The sequence below is a fragment of the Bittarella massiliensis (ex Durand et al. 2017) genome (assembly GCF_017566145.1).
GTDB classification, from domain to species: Bacteria; Bacillota; Clostridia; order Oscillospirales; family Ruminococcaceae; genus Bittarella; species Bittarella massiliensis_A.
Map to the genome: position 1 here is coordinate 1 of NZ_JABFCL010000078.1, position 290 is coordinate 290.

General features: G+C 50.0%; 1 protein-coding gene. It reads right to left on the reverse strand.

The genetic code is table 11. From position 1 onward, the window contains the following. A partial coding sequence (locus HJY11_RS13525; protein ID WP_368041614.1) for an amidohydrolase family protein occupies positions 1 to 281 on the reverse strand: 281 nt, incomplete at its 3' end. Positions 282 to 290 lie beyond the last annotated feature (9 nt).

Below are 290 nucleotides of genomic sequence, written 5' to 3' on the forward strand. Positions count from 1 at the left end.
TCCACACCATGTCTCCGTACGATCCGCAAAAATTGTTCATCCGGGATCTTGGAAAAGCAGGCTGCCGTATCGAGCCATACGTCTTCACCAACCAGAAGTTCCTCTACCTCACTCCATCTCTGGAAACCGCCCATATGAGCAAGAACGAGCTTCTGTGGACGCACCTGATGAATCACGTCCCTGATTATGGATGGAGTGGCGTGGACGAAATTCGGATATCCCGGATCTAATCCGGCGTGAACACTGACAATGAGTCCGAGCTCCGACGCATAATCCAGGATATTTAAATA